Source organism: Terriglobus saanensis SP1PR4 (assembly GCF_000179915.2).
In the GTDB taxonomy this organism is placed as follows: Bacteria; Acidobacteriota; Terriglobia; order Terriglobales; family Acidobacteriaceae; genus Terriglobus; species Terriglobus saanensis.
The window spans coordinates 2,993,916-3,008,421 of record NC_014963.1 but is presented as its reverse complement, the minus strand read 5'-3'; the positions used below and the strand labels follow the sequence as shown (position 1 = coordinate 3,008,421).

Sequence of the window (14,506 nt, the reverse complement as noted above, 5' to 3'; positions counted from 1 at the left end):
CTAAGATAAGCGATTGGCGCTTTATCCCGGCTTTTCCGGACAAAGCGTGCATGAGGAGAGTCGAATGCGTTCTGTAAGAAATCTCTGGTTGTTGCCGCTCACGCTCGCTTTGGCTCTGCCATTGTTTTCTCAGGACGACCAGGGCCAGAATACTCCTCCTGTCCGTACCGCCCGCATCAGCTTCCTTTCGGGTTCCGTGACCGTGGATGGCAACGGCCAAAGCTTTGCCGTGCAGCTCAATATGCCCGCAGTCGCCGGGCAGCGTATTGCCACCGGCGATGACGGCCAGACAGAGATCGAATTTGAAGATGGCAGTGTCGTGCGTCTGACGCCCAACAGTTCCATCTCTTTGAACGCGCTGGACCTCGATAACTCGAACCACATGTCGACCCAGATTCAGCCTCTTACGGGCCTCCTTTATTTTGAAACGCGGGCCTCCGGAACTTCGACTTACTTTGTGGACGCAGCGGGAGAGCAGATTGCTCCGCAGGAGAACTCCGTCTTTCGTATCGGCATGGACGCGCTTCCGGCCGAAATCAGTGTGCTCCAGGGCTCCGTCTCTGTGTCGCGTCAGGGTGGATTTTCTGCTGTCCTTAAAAGTGGCGAAACGCTTCGTGGAGACGAGTCCGACAACACACGCTACTTTCTTTCGCAGGGCGTTTCGGAACAGACCTGGGACAAATGGAACGAAGATCGCGATCAGGAAGCACTGAATGAAGCGAACCAGCGCACCGAGGCACGCGACACACTCGAAGGCACACAGGGCTACGGCTGGTCCGACCTCGATGCCTACGGGAACTGGTACAACCTTCCCGGCGAAGGCCTCGTCTGGCAGCCCACGGGGGCAGATGCTTCAGGATTCGATCCCTACGGCAATGGAAGCTGGGTCTACTACCCGAGCGGCTATGTCTGGGCCTCATCGTATGCGTGGGGATGGACGCCCTTCCGTTGCGGAAACTGGAACTACTGGAACGGCTTTGGCTGGGGTTGGCAGGCGACGGGATGCAACACTTTTGGCGCGGGTTGGGGATACAGCGGATATGGCAACGCGGGTCTGCGGATACGCCGTTCCCCGCCGGGATACCGTCTCCCCATCCGCCCGGTTACCGGTCCCAGACCGCGTCCTGGCGAGCAGTTTCATCTGCGGCCGATCGTCCCGGTCCGCAATAGCTTTGCCTCGAATTCTGTCCGTGTGCAGGACAGTGGACGCACAGCAATCTTCAATGGACATCCGGTAACGCCGCTTCGTCGCCTGGGAGGCTACACTCAGCGCGGTGGGAGCGCCGTCGGCGCTGGCCTGCGGCGGGACTTCCCCGTAGACCCGGCGACGCAACGGCCATCCATGGGCATCCCTCCGACGCAACCGAATGCCGTGATTGTTCCGGGAGCAGGCTGGACCTCTGTAGGAGGCCGTTCTGTCACCGGAGCGCCAAGCATTCCTGGCGCGGCCGTTCATCCTGCAAACGGTGTGCCGCAGCCCGCGTCCGGCACCTCGCGCCCCAACTGGAATGGCACCGGAACCGGCGTTCGTGGTCACCAACCTAACCCCACGGCGCCCGCGACGGACATTGCGCCGACAACACGGCCCAATTGGAACGGATTGCAAAACCACCATCAACAAGCTCCAGGCTCACAGGAAACACCTGTGCCACAGCAGGTTCGCAATCCCACGGGCCAGTCTCATCCCCCGGCAGCAAACGCGGCGCCTACCTTCCAGCCACAACCTGCGGCCCCGGTACGTTCTGCTCCCGTTGTACCCACGCAGACGCGACCAGCGTTCCAGCCAACGCCAACACAACAACCACGGCCAGCGCCCGTGCAGCAGCCACAGTTCCATACGCCGCCTGCTCCCCGTCCCGCTTCACCACCACCGGCACCACGGGCTGCTCCTGTTGCACCGAAATAGGTTCTTACATCCGGAGTTCGCGGTGCATGCTGGCCAGGGCTTCCAGCGTCATCGCTTCCGCACGCACGGTGGGTGATACGTCCGTCTGCGCGCATGCTGCAGCGATGCGCTCGGGCGATACGCCGCCTGCCCGCAGATTGTTGGAAAGAGTCTTCCGCTTCTGCTGAAAACACATCTTCAGGAATGCATCGAACGGTTTGGCTTCGACGTGCAGCTCAGCAAAGCGCGGAGCGAAGGTCAGCCGCAGGACAGACGAATGGACATCCGGTGGAGGAGAAAAAGCCTCCGGCGGAAGGGTGAAGAGATTCTCAACATCCGCATACATCTGGGACGTGGCCGAGAGCAGACCGAAGTCCCGCGTGCCAGGCGATGCGGAGATGCGGTCCGCCACTTCGCGCTGCATCATCACCACGGCCATACGCAGGCGTTCACTCTGCGCGTAGAGATGCAGAAGGATGTCGGAGGTGATGTAGTACGGAAGATTGCCGACAAGATCTGCAGTCTCGTCTTCGCCAAGAAGTGCAGCAAAATCCGCATGCAGAACGTCTGCTTCTATGATTTCTACATTGGGATGATTTCGAAATTTGAAGCGCAGCTCCGGTGCAAGCGAACGGTCGAGTTCAATGCAGATCAGCTTTTTGGCGCGTTCGGCGAGGATACTGGTGATCGATCCGTGACCTGGCCCGATCTCAAGGACCGTCCGTTGAGAGACATCGCCGAGCGCATCGGCAATGCGATGGCGCGCCCCGTCGTCGACGAGAAAGTTCTGGCCCAGTTTAGGCTTGCGCGGTTGGGCCACGGCTATCGCATCCCAAGTGCGACGAAGTATGAAGTATTAGCATCCATAGCTATATAGACTAACGGTTTGGCAGGGCAGGGAGATTTCGATGCATGTAGTGTTTGCGGCTTCAGAGTGTGTACCGTTTGCAAAGACGGGTGGATTGGCGGACGTGGTGGGCGCTCTGCCGGCAGAGTTAAAGAAGCTCGGGCATCGCGTCACGACGTTCATTCCCTATTACCGACAGGTGGCGCGCGCCATGCCGAACCTCCCGGCGAAGATCGAAAGCCTCACGATTCCGTTTCCAACCTACAACCGCTTTGCCCGGATCCTCGATGCCGGGGAACAAAACGGAGCGCAGGTGTACTTTGTCGACATTCCGGAACTCTTCGATCGCGAGAGCCTTTATGCCACACCCTCCGGCGACTATCCGGACAACGCGGAGCGCTTCGGCTGTTTCAGCCGCGCGGTGATTGAGGCGACGAAGATTCTTGGCGTTCCGGACATCTTCCACGTGCATGACTGGCAGACGGCGATGGTCAGCGTGCTTCTTCGTTCGGTTTACTATTTCGATCCCGTCCTGCGCAAAGTGCCGAGCGTCCTGACGATTCATAACGCTGGCTATCAGGGCTGGTTTCCGCCCAGGACGATCGAGACGCTTCTCCTGCCCTGGGATATGTTCACCTTTACCAAGCTGGAGCAGAACGACACGCTGAACTTCCTCAAGGGTGGCGCGGTGTATTCGGACGCTCTCACGACGGTCAGCCAGACGTACGCCAAAGAAATCCAGACCTCTGAGTTTGGCAGTGGTCTGGAGGATACGTTCCGTCAACGCGGCGGCGATCTCTTCGGAATTTTAAATGGCGTGGATTACGGGGAGTGGAACCCTGCCACGGACAGGAACATCGCGGCGCATTACACGCCGGAAGATCTGTCCGGAAAGAAGGCATGCCGACGCGATCTGCTGCACGCCTTTGGTCTTGATCACATCGGCGATGAGACGCCGGTACTCGGGATCGTTTCGCGTCTGGCCACGCAGAAAGGCCTCGACTTTGTGGCGCAGATCGCGGATGAACTGGTAAAGGAAGACATTGCGCTGGTCGTGCTTGGCAACGGCGAGGAGTACTACGAGCGCCTGTTTACGGAGCTTGCGGAGCGCTATCCCGATAAGGTGCGCGTGCAGATCAAGTACGACAACGTGGTCGCGCACAAGATTGAAGCGGGCGCGGACATCTTCCTGATGCCTTCCCGCTACGAGCCGTGCGGACTGAACCAGATCTACTCGTTGAAGTATGGAACCGTACCGGTCGTCCGCGCTACGGGCGGTCTGGAAGATACCATCGACGAGCAGCACGACGGCGGCGGCAACGGATTCAAGTTCTGGGGATACAACGCCTGGGACTTCTTCGACGCGATCAAACGCGCCCTGGCTACCTTCCGCAATAAGGAACAGTGGGAAGGCATGATGCGTCGCGGCATGGCCGAAAATCACGACTGGGAAATCAGCACAAAGGCGTACGTGGAAGTCTACGAACGGGTGATCGAGCGTCGCGCCTGGTCCTGATCTGCAGCTCTTCAAAAGACCACAGAACCGGGTGCCCCATACATCGCGCTCTTTGCGATGTGTGGGCCTTCGCGTAACGCGCGAACCGCATTCAAAAAGCGAAGGGATCTGCTGTTTGAAACTAGATCTCGCCCTTTGAAGCGGTTCGCTTGAACCACAGAAACACAGGAACCCCTGCAAGGATCGCCAGCGTTCCGTAGAAGGAGTTTCTCGGTTCGGCCCTGAACGAGAAGACCACGAGCACAAGAGCAGACAGGATGAAAAGCACCGGCACGACCGGATAGCCGGTGACGCTATACGGTCGTGGTGCGGTATCTCGCTTACGGAAGACGAAGATCGTGCTGGCGGCGAGACCGTAGAAGACCCACTCCGAGAAGATTGCCAGTGAAAAGAGCGCCTGGAACTTTCCGATCATAAACAAAATAAGCGTTGCCAGAACCGCCTGGAGCACAAGCGCATTTGCTGGCGTCTGAAAGCGCGGATTGACTCGCGCGATCGAAGGGAAGAACAGGCCGTTGCGCGCTGCGGCGAAGGGTACGCGAGCGCCTGAGAGCGAAGAGCCTACCAAGGTGGCCGTAATGCTGACGGCCATGCCGATAGAGACGAGTCCCGCTCCCCATGGTCCGACGATGAGGCGAAGGGCATCGGCGGCGGGGCGGTCTGCGGCTGCAAGCGACGCTGCGGGAAGAATGTATTGGATAGCGGCGTTGGTGAGCATGTAGAGCGCACCGACGAGGGCGACTCCACCGACGAGCGCGAGGGGTAAGTTGCGCTGCGGGTTGCGGACCTCTCCGGCGACGGCGACCACGTCTGACCAGCCATCGTACGCCCAGAGCGCGGCGATGAGCGCAATCATGAAGCCTGAGAAGCCACCCGTCGCTCCGGTGTAGAGGGTAGAGAAGTTGTGCCAGTGGCCGAGCGGACCAGCGGCAACGAAGCAGACTCCCGTGATGATGACAATGAGCAGGATCTTGAGCCACGTGAGGGCGACCTGCACGTCTCCCGCTTTGCGCGTGCCGACAATATCGAGCACCGTAACGGCCCAGGTTGCGCCGATGGCGACGACCGTTCCCCATGTCAGGTGGAGAAAGGCCGGATTGTTAAAAAAGCCGAAGATTGCAAAGGTGGCGAGCGTGCGCGTGAGACCGGCGACGATGGAGGCGAGCGATGCGGGCTTGGAGACGATGAAGTTCGTCCACATATAGAGAAAGCCGGTGAGGTCGCCGTAGGCTTCGCGAAGGAAGGCGTACTCGCCACCGTAGTGCGGTCGGGCAGCGGCGATCTCGGCGTAGGTCATCGCGCCGAAGAGCGAGAGCAGGCCGCCGAGGATCCAGACGGCATAGACCATCGTGGAAGAACCGACCGCCGCCATCATCTCGCGCGGCACAAGGAAGATGCCGGAGCCGATGATAATGCCCACGACGATGGCCGTGGCGTGCCAGGCGTTGAGCACACGCGGAAGTTCACCCGGGATGTCCGGGGAGTGGAGCGGAGGAATGGTGGAGGTCAGCTTGGGCATGCGGTGGTTGGAGGTTAGCATGCCTCGGCATTGTCCCTCTATCTCAATAAGTTTTCAGCTGCGGCAGGGAAGCGAAGATAAAATCGCTGTCTGCCTGGCTCAACTCGCTCAGCAACACAGGAGTATCCTGCCGCCGAAGACCTTTCTGATTGATGCGATTCATCAGGTCCCAGGACTTTGCCGGATGCGTCGGGCTGGGATCTGCAGGCTCATGGGCAGGCAGATCGTAACGCGTGAAGTCGATGACTTTCTTCGGCGTCTCCTGGTGCCAGTCTCGGAGGAGCGCCAAACGAAGATTCTTGTTCATGAACCACTCGATTTCGAGGTTGTTGTAGGAATCACCCAGCCCGGATCCGCGTTCGATAAAGCTGTAGTTCCAGTCCTCGTTCGTTTTGTGCTGCCCTCGCCAGATCGATCCGAACTCTCCAAAGCTGACGAAGTGAACATCAGGCCATCGCTTTTTGGTATCGGTCACCCAGCGCTCCAAGGCCGAGCAGATCAGATCTTTCCCAAACTCATGCACCATCTGTGCTTCCCAGATGTTCGTCACCCATCCCCATTGGTTGCGCATGAAACCTTCGTCGAAGTGGATGGACTGGGTATGCATCACTTCACGATGCCCCAGATCGAGGCCCCAACCCACATAGGTCTCAATCGGTCCGACACCGCGGCGGCTGTTGTATCCGGTGATCTTGTGATCGAGCGCACCGCTTCTGCGCGCGCACAGAAAGTCCATCGTCCAACCATCCAGGTTGACGCAGTCGATGAAGTCAGACGTGCCCTGCGCCGGTTTACAGAAGTGCTCTGCAGAAGGATAGAAAGGGTAGGAAGGCGAGCCATCCGCTCCTCCGCCATCAATCGCATGCTGACTCCAGATCACCGCATGCGCTGTGTGGATGTTTTCCTTCTCCGCCAGATAGGCCAGGTTGTTGGCTGAAAGAAAACCACCCATGATTGCCTGCGGGCGATACCCCTGCCCGACGAACTCCGAGATGATCTGAATGGCCTCCGTCATCTCGCGATTCACCCGCTCACGCGGCAGGTACATCGCAGGGAAATATCCGGGGAAATAGGAGACCTCATCCCCAAATTTTTGATGACATTCCACGGCATAGTCCCTGATCTGACGAAAGTTCGTTCGTTTGTCTTCCAGCGCGTTGAGCGTAAAACCCCAGGTGAGGCGGCCGTTCGGGTTGGAGCGAGCGAATGCCTCGCGCATCGATCGCACGCCGTCCAGCGTGTGCCACGTGGACTCGTCGCGCGCCATCAATTTCACATCACGCGAGACTTCCCACGGCGTTGTCCTGATCATGATGCAGAACGTTACGAAGCGATTGCCCTTGAGCTTGAGTTCCTGCCGTGGCGGTGTCAGCAATTTACTCACAGCACTCAAGCCCGAGGACGCAGCCATGATGCTGGCACCGGTCGCGGCGGAACCGCTCAGAAGTCTTCGACGATTGATCGTTGGCATAGGGCTCCTGCATGGGCTTTTTCCTCTTGAGCCCAGTCAAGATTAGTCGGTAGAAGGATAGGGACGTGAAGCGCGCGAGATTTTCCCGGAAAATTCCCTTTGTGAACGTCTCCCACGGCGTGATATCTTCCACGCATTCCGAGAAATTTATTTCCAAAGGCCAGTAATACCCATTCCCCTAAACGGAGAAGACATGGCAACTGATGCCGTCTTTGCGCCTGCACCCCGCCAGCAGCCTCATTACAGACCAGTCAATCGAACCGTAGAACGCGTCTTTTATAGCGGCATGTCGATTCTGCTTTGCGTCTGTGTCTTCATCGGCTTCTCGCCCACTTACTTCCAGGCTGGCATGATGCGCGCGCCGCTTCCCAGTCCCATTCTTCATATCCATGGCGCGGTCTTCACCCTCTGGATGCTGCTTTTCGTCGTGCAAGCCGCCCTCATCTCCGCTCGCCGCGTTAAGTGGCACCGCTCGCTAGGCACCATCGCTTTTTGCCTTCCGCCCCTGATGATCGTGCTCGGCGTACTCGCTGCTATCGATGCGCTGCATCGTGGGGTGAAGATCGGCCCACTGGATCCCTTTGTCTCTTCTGCGATCCCACTGGTTGGCATTGCTGGTTTCACCGTTGTGATCTATGCCTCCTGGCGCGCCCGACGCAGACCGGATGCTCACAAGCGCTTGATCCTGATTGCCACAATAGGGCTCTGCGGTGCAGCCTTCGGCCGCTTTCCCTGGGGCCGCATTGGGCTTCCGCCCGCTGCTGGAGCCGTCACCGGCATCGGCGTGCTGTTACTCCTTCTCCTCGTCTACGAGCTCATCTCTGTCCGACGCATCCATCGTTCCACCATGTGGGCCGTGCCGCTTATCTTTGCGTCAGTTGCTCTCGCCGTTCCCATCGGAATGACCCCGCCCTGGCACGCCTTCTCCGCATTCCTTAGCCGAACTATCGGGCCGCATCTCTAAAAAGAACGGGCCGTCCACATCTTTGGACGGCCCGTTCTCTTGGTTCTTGTTGCGTTAGAAGTGGAAGCGAGCAGAGATCTGGGCCACGCGAGCATCCGGAGTCTCCGCTGCTGTTCCTGTGCCACCGAAGCGTGTGCTCGTGATCTGTCCAAAGCTGCTACCGATCGTCGCATTGGGCTGTCCATAGGCCGGGGTGTTGAGCGCATTGAACAGGTCCGCACGAAGATCAAGAGCCATCTCACGGTAGATTGTGAACTTCTTCAGGAGAGACAGATCGACGCGGTTGTAACCCGGACCGTAGACCACGGAGCGACCGTAGCCTCCATAGGCTGCGATGTCATTGGGGCCAGTTGCACTGGTTGGATTGATAAAGGCGCAGGGATTGAACCATGTGTTGACTGTTCGTGTCTGCGAAGCGCAGACAGCTCCGTTGCCAGGGCTTGGGAGATTGTTGCTGTTCGGATCGCCGACTCGAATGCCTTGTGCCTGACCGGCACCGTTAGTCGGATCGTTACTGGGTTGCACGATCTGCGGTTGGCCTGTCTGGACACGGAAGAGGGTCGTAAGAGCCCAGCCTCCGATGACCGCGTCGGCGAAATGGGACTTGTTGAGATACTTGCGTCCCATGCCGAAGGGCAGATCATATTGCAGGTTGACGACCGCGCGATGCCGCGTATCCGCGTAGGACGGGCCGTAATCGAAGCCAAAACCAAGTTGACGCCAATTGCGATAGCCCGAACCGGACTGGCCGTTTGCTCCAAGAGGAAGGAAGGCATCCTCAAGGTTCTTGGACCAGGTGTAAGTTGCCAGGAAGTAAAGACCCTTCGCCGCGCGATGCTCCACTGTTGCCTGCGCGCCGTTGTAGTTACTTACCGCCGAGTAGGACTCCAGACTGCCTGCACCAAACTGATTGAAGGGACGGGCTTTTTGTACATCAGCTCCGGGAGCGAGCAGTGTTGGAATCTGGTTCGCCTTCGGGTTTGAAGTCAGGTGACGTCCGACCGCACCAACGTAGGAGAGTGTGAGCGTTGTGTCTGCGGTGAGCTGCTGTTGTACCGAGAGGTTGAAGCTCTCAGTGTAAGGAGTCTGGATGTTCTTCGGATACGAACGCATGTCGGGGGTGTTCACGAAGTTCGAAAGCCCTTGAGCGATTGCGGTGGTGAACCCATTTTCGAGCGTAACGCCGTTGGTTGCGCAGCCGACTGTGGGATCTGTTGAGCAGCCTCCGCTGGTGATGTTGGAGGTGAAGAGGAACGGCGGATTGGCTCCCAGGTTGGGGAAGAACCCAACGCTCTCGATGCCTCCGAAGAAGATACCGAAGCCGCCGCGAACAACCGTGGTAGGAGTGGCAGCATACGAGAAGCCAAAGCGCGGAGAAAAGTTCAGTTTCTGCGCCGAGGCCAAAGAGTTGTTGCTGGTGTAGATCACCGGCACATTATTCGCAGCAAGCTCCGTGAGCAGAGCTGTGGGAAGGGTGTACTGGCGGGCCTTCTCCGGCAGCAGGAATTGGGCGGTGTTGTTGCTGTAATCGATCTGGAAGTTCGCCTGCCGACCGTCGAGTTCTACCTGCGGCTGGAAATATTCCCAACGGATTCCCAGGTTCAAAGTGAGTTTGGATGCCGCTTTCCAGTCATCCTGGAAGTAGGCGGAACGATACCAGCGCTGGTTGTGCACCGTCGAGATGTTCGAGATCGATGCGTTATCCATCTGATCTGCGATCATGTCGGCAGCGCCGAAGCCTGTCGTTCCGGCCTCGCCGGGAGTCTGTGTGAACTTGCCGGTGAAGTTATAAGTGCCGCGCGCCGTGGTGGGCTGTAGCGTCTGGACGCGGATCCGCTGGAAGTTCACACCACCTTTAAGACTGTGGTGATGGATGACTTTGGAGACGTTGTCCAGAATCTGGGCGACGTTCTCGTATTCGTCCGTAGGAACATATTCAGGCGAACCGAAGCTGGTCAATCCGTCGTTCAGGTTGAAGTGAGGCGTACCACCGTTTCCTGCAGAGAAAGGGATGCCTCCCAAACCAAGCTGCGGCGAGAGGTTGTCTCCGGAGTTTGCCTGCGAGTACTTTGCATTAATCCAGTTGTAACCAAAGCGCAATTCATTCGACAGCGTTGGCGAAAAGAAGTGCGTCTCACTTGCCGTGAAGTTGCGCCCCTTGTTGCCGATGTTGCCATCGGCTCCGAAGCCGCCGCCATCCAGAACACCGAAGATGGAGGGGAAGTTTTGAGCCTGGTTCGACACGCTGTAACGCGCGAAGACTTGGTCCTTAGAGCTGACGTTCCAATCAATGCGGCCGTCAAACTGGGTTGTGTTATCGCTGGCCGAACCCTGGAAGAGGTAGTTGTTAAAAGTCTGTCCCGTAACACCAAGATTTGGCGCGGGCAGCGCATTCAAAACTTTCTGGGCAGTGGGGCTAATCTGGGCGGGGCAGAAGACATTGAGCGCTCCGTTGCACTGTTGTGGGACGAGGCCGACGCTGCCAGGAACAGAGAGCGTTCTAACAGTGTTGTTCGTGAGCGTCGGGCTCAGCAACTCGCTGAAATCACCGGTACGCATCTTCAGCGTGGGGATCGAATTAATCGAAGTCTGACCGAAGATGATGCGATTTGCCTCGACGTCTCCAAAGAAGAAGAGCTTGTCCTTGAGGATGGGACCGCCAATGGTTCCGCCAAACTGGTTCTGGCGATACTTGGGCTTGACGGTCTGGAAGAAGTCCCGCGCATTCAGAATATCGTTCCGCCAGTACTCCCAGAGCGATCCGTGCAAGCCATTGGTGCCGGACTTAATGCTCATATTGACGACCGCGCCAGCGGCGCGGCCAATCTCGGCGTTGTAATTGCTGGTCTGTACCTTGAACTCCGCCAAGGCATCCGGAACCGGCTTGATGACATAAGAAGCGCCGTTTGGAATGTCGACAAGTACCGCGTTGTTGTCCACGCCATCGAGGATGTAGTTGTTCTGCTGCGATCTCTGACCGTTGGCCGAAAAGTCGCCCTTATTCGCGCCACGCGAACCCTGTTCCGCGGGAACCACGCCGGGGGTGAGTTGCGCGACGAAGATGGGATTGCGGTTGAGCAGTGGTGTCTGCACGATGGCCTCCGCGGAGATGGTCGCTCCGGTGGAAGCTTCCTGGGTCTGCAGGAGAGGCGGCGCGGAACTTACCTCAACGGTCTGATCGGTAGAGGCGACTGCCAGCGTGAGAGGCACTTCATTACGAGATCCTGCTGTAACGTTGATCCCGCGTTGTTCAAAGGAGCGGAAGGTGTCAGCTGAGGCCGTCACAGTGTAAGTGCCGATCTTGATCGGTGTGAAGGTATACGTTCCGCTGGCGTCTGCGGTCCGTTCGAGCGTGAATCCAGTCTGCTCATTCACTAACTTGACTTTTGCATTGGGTACGGCTGCGCCCGTGGCATCCAGAACTGAACCGACGATGGAACCCTGGTCCATCTGGCTGAATGCATTTGGGGCGAGACCAAGAAGGATTAAAACGATGAAATAAGCAAACGCTTTGCGTCTGTCCTTAAAGAAAGTACTTGTCATAAAATCGACCTCATTAAAATGAACCGCAGCAGACGAAAGAGAGCGAAGAATCGCTCGCGTCGTGAAAAGAAAGGATGGAAGGCAATGGTGAGGAACTTATCGGGAAGGGCTGTCTTTTGCAGCAGTCCTAGCACCTTAGTCCTAACTCGGAAGACTTGTCAAACGGCCTTCTCTACCTGCCCATCTGTAACATGGAGTAAGCGACGAGACATCTCGCTTTTCCATCAGAGATGAGATGACAAACGCGATGTCATGGCTGTATGTGCTGAGAAAGTTTTGTGAAGCAGAATAAGCTGACATCACTTCAGCGACTCGTTTCTGAAAAAGATGATATGGATGAAGTTATTCAGGGAATTTTTAGACGCCTATCGGGTCATCTTCAGCGACATATTTTTCAAGGAGCACATATTAATGAAGTCATTCAGGGAATTTTTCGACGGTCCTGCGGCTATCGCTCGCGGGGTCATAGTGTGCAGCTGTCTGGCGATCCCGCTGGCGACCATAGGCTGTCATCAGGCCACACCCTCTGACACGCGCGCGAGCGACGAACAGAAACTCCGCGCTCTCGATGGCCAATGGTCAAGGACGGCTGGCACACACGACGTGGATGCCGCAGTTGCCTTCTATGCAGACGATGCAATGCTGCTGCCTCCGGATGAACCGATTGTTGCTAGCAAGGCCGCAATCCGAGCCTCCTGGACGGCTACTTTCGACGTCTTTGCGAAGCTCTCGTGGGAGATCAAGACGATCGAAGTAGCCAAATCCGGTGATCTCGCGTACACAACCGGCGCATGGACGGGCGCTCTCAAAGGACCTAACGGTAGCCAGATACCGGTTTCCGGCAAATTGGTGTCGATCTGGAAGAAGCAGGCGGACGGCCAATGGAAGTGCATCGTCGACACTTACAACTCCGATGCTCCATCGACCCCGCCACCTGTTTCCAATAAATAACAGCCTTTCTGGATTGCATCTTCAAGCACTCTACAGAGGCGCGTCCTCTGTAGAGTGTGAAAGGTTAAGGCGGCGACTCAGCAATATGTGGGCTTGACACCGCCGGATGAGTTGATAGGATGGGCGACCAATCCTGATTCAATGACTTCGGAAACGTGGGAGACCCTCATGGCTGACGATTCACAATCGCTCCAGGGAAAGACGCCCGAGCAAGCGTCAACTGCAGAACCCGAAACAAAAAATAATTTGCTGCTGTCGCCAATCGCATACAAACCGAAGAATATCTTCGTCTGTTGCGACGGTACGGGAAACGAGTTCGCCGCGAAGGATTCACTGGATGGCAACTCCAATGTGGTGAAGTTGTACACGGCTTTGAAGCTCGATGAGCATCAGGTGGCGTACTACCACCCCGGTGTGGGCACACTGGGAGATCCCACAAAAGAGGGAATAGCCAGGAAGTGGTCGGTCGTCAAGGGACTGGCGTTTGGCCAGGGCTTCCAGGAGAACGTCCTCGATGCCTATCGGTATCTCATGCAGCACTACGCAAGCGGAGACAAGGTCTATCTCTTTGGATTTTCGCGTGGTGCCTATACCGCTCGAGCCCTCGCCGGACTGCTGCACGGTTACGGTCTGCTTTGTCGAGGGAATGAAGGACATATCCCGTATGCCTGGCGTATGTATACCGAAAGGATCGTCACCGAAAGAGAGCTGAACGCGCACACCGTCACGACCGACACTTCGTTTCGTGACACGTTTTCGCACAGGGATTTCTCCATTCATTTTGTTGGATTGTGGGATACGGTCTCTTCCGTGGGCTGGATCTCGACGCCGCTACGCCTGCTGGATATGGCACAAAACCCCTCGATTCAAAGAGGACGACACGCCGTCAGCATCGACGAACGACGATGCTTCTACCAGGACAACCTGTGGGGCGGCCCCGTAAAAGTAGACCTCCCGTCTGTGCCTGGGAATCCCGCGGCAGAGCCTATGCTTAAATGCCAGGACCTTCTACAAGTGTGGTTTGCAGGAGTTCACTCCGATGTGGGTGGAAGCTATCCACAGTTGCAGAGTGGGCTTGCGAACATTGCGCTGGAATGGATGATCGGGGAAGCCAGAAAAGCACAGGCTGTTTTTGAAGAAACCCGCGTTCGCATGGTGCTTGGGTCTCCGGCGCCTGGCGAGCCAACGCCGGAGACCGCAGCCCTGGCGCCCATGTATGAAAAGCCGAAGTCCTATAGTCCGCATCGTTCGCTGCAAGGCATTTGGTGGCTGCTCGAGTTTTTTCCGCATCGCTACTACGACAAGGACGACGCGACCGCGAAGATGCGTATTCCTCTCGGTGCCTATCGCAAGATTCCGAGGAATTCGCTCATCCATCCCAGCGTAAGAGAGCGATTCAAACATCCTTGTTACCAGCCGAAGAATATAACGGCTGACGAATTGGTAGACCCCTCGGAGGTCATAGGAACGTACAAGAACTCCGACGCGTACCTGACCTTCCAGCCGAAGATCTGCCGCGATCGCAAGCTGCGCCAGAACCGCCTGGTCGTGTTCCTCGTCACGGTGCTGGAGTTGGGACTTCCTCTGTATGCGGCTTTGTGGTTCGCAGTGTTAGCCTGCCGGCGCGTACATCCACCACAGATTCTGACCTTTGTGCGGAACGGTTGGTTGGCTTTCGAAGGTAGCGCGATGGGCCAATGGATTTCGAAGTTGCGTCCAGTCGCGGGCTTCTTTTGGGTGATGGTTGTCGTGACGCTTGTCGTTCTCGTACAAAAGCTGATTTCGTTTGCCCGACGAAGCGGTTGATCTC

The 14,506-nt window shown here is 57.3% G+C and carries 9 protein-coding genes; 5 read left to right on the top strand and 4 right to left on the bottom strand.

Annotation, left to right across the window (positions count from 1 at the left end):
* Positions 1-64: 64 nt before the first annotated feature.
* Positions 65-1,906: a FecR family protein gene (locus ACIPR4_RS12270; RefSeq protein ID WP_013568980.1), complete on the top strand. Its 1,842-nt coding sequence runs from the start codon at positions 65-67 to the stop codon at positions 1,904-1,906.
* 4 nt (positions 1,907-1,910) lie between these two features.
* Here the strand turns inward: ACIPR4_RS12270 and rsmA are convergent, their stop codons facing one another.
* Complete coding sequence (gene rsmA / locus ACIPR4_RS12265) at positions 1,911-2,705, bottom strand: 16S rRNA (adenine(1518)-N(6)/adenine(1519)-N(6))-dimethyltransferase RsmA (RefSeq protein ID WP_013568979.1); 795 nt, start codon at positions 2,703-2,705, stop codon at positions 1,911-1,913.
* An 88-nt stretch (positions 2,706-2,793) separates the two neighbouring features.
* On the opposite strand from rsmA, the gene glgA reads away from it, so the two are divergent.
* Positions 2,794-4,248, top strand: coding sequence for a glycogen synthase GlgA (gene glgA, locus ACIPR4_RS12260; RefSeq protein WP_013568978.1), 1,455 nt, complete (start codon positions 2,794-2,796; stop codon positions 4,246-4,248).
* Positions 4,249-4,369: 121 nt separating this feature from the next.
* On the opposite strand, the gene ACIPR4_RS12255 is transcribed toward glgA, so the two are convergent.
* Together ACIPR4_RS12255 and ACIPR4_RS12250 are read right to left on the bottom strand one after the other, a co-directional pair.
* Positions 4,370-5,788: an APC family permease gene (locus ACIPR4_RS12255; protein WP_013568977.1), complete on the bottom strand. Its 1,419-nt coding sequence runs from the start codon at positions 5,786-5,788 to the stop codon at positions 4,370-4,372.
* A gap of 22 nt (positions 5,789-5,810) precedes the next feature.
* On the bottom strand, positions 5,811-7,238 hold the full coding sequence (locus tag ACIPR4_RS12250) for a DUF3863 domain-containing protein (protein WP_013568976.1): 1,428 nt from the start codon (positions 7,236-7,238) through the stop codon (positions 5,811-5,813).
* A gap of 193 nt (positions 7,239-7,431) precedes the next feature.
* Here ACIPR4_RS12250 and ACIPR4_RS12245 point away from each other — a divergent pair, with 193 nt between their 5' ends.
* On the top strand, positions 7,432-8,202 hold the full coding sequence (locus ACIPR4_RS12245) for a hypothetical protein (RefSeq protein ID WP_013568975.1): 771 nt from the start codon (positions 7,432-7,434) through the stop codon (positions 8,200-8,202).
* 54 nt (positions 8,203-8,256) lie between these two features.
* On the opposite strand, the gene ACIPR4_RS12240 is transcribed toward ACIPR4_RS12245, so the two are convergent.
* Entirely contained in the window at positions 8,257-11,745 is a 3,489-nt protein-coding gene (locus ACIPR4_RS12240; protein ID WP_013568974.1) for a TonB-dependent receptor, read from the bottom strand.
* Between the two features lie 411 nt (positions 11,746-12,156).
* Between ACIPR4_RS12240 and ACIPR4_RS12235 the strand changes: the two genes are divergently transcribed.
* Entirely contained in the window at positions 12,157-12,696 is a 540-nt protein-coding gene (locus ACIPR4_RS12235) for a YybH family protein (protein ID WP_013568973.1), read from the top strand.
* A 168-nt stretch (positions 12,697-12,864) separates the two neighbouring features.
* On the top strand, positions 12,865-14,502 hold the full coding sequence (locus tag ACIPR4_RS21675; RefSeq protein ID WP_013568972.1) for a T6SS phospholipase effector Tle1-like catalytic domain-containing protein: 1,638 nt from the start codon (positions 12,865-12,867) through the stop codon (positions 14,500-14,502).
* The last annotated feature ends 4 nt before the right edge of the window (positions 14,503-14,506 follow it).